Genomic DNA, 239 nt, shown 5'->3' on the forward strand with positions numbered 1-239 from the left:
GAAGGTCTTGCGCGTTATTATGGTCACCTAATGTAATACTACCTTGCTGAAGTGGCCATAAACCGGTTAGCAAATTAACTAAGGTGGTTTTACCGCTCCCGCTTCGACCTACAATGGCTACTTTTTGCCGCGATTTAAGCACAAAACTGACATTAGTTAATGCGTTATGCTCATCGTATTTATAGCTAATGTTATTAAGTGTTAGCGCAATATTATTTTTATCAAACTGAGCATCAATT

General features: G+C 38.1%; 1 protein-coding gene. It reads right to left on the reverse strand.

Annotation, left to right across the window (positions count from 1 at the left end; genetic code table 11):
- A partial coding sequence (locus SB756_RS34940; protein ID WP_410913865.1) for an ATP-binding cassette domain-containing protein occupies positions 1–239 on the reverse strand: 239 nt, incomplete at both ends.

It is taken from the genome of Pseudomonas sp. SIMBA_068 (assembly GCF_046534705.1).
Lineage (GTDB): Bacteria > Pseudomonadota > Gammaproteobacteria > Pseudomonadales > Pseudomonadaceae > Aquipseudomonas > Aquipseudomonas putida.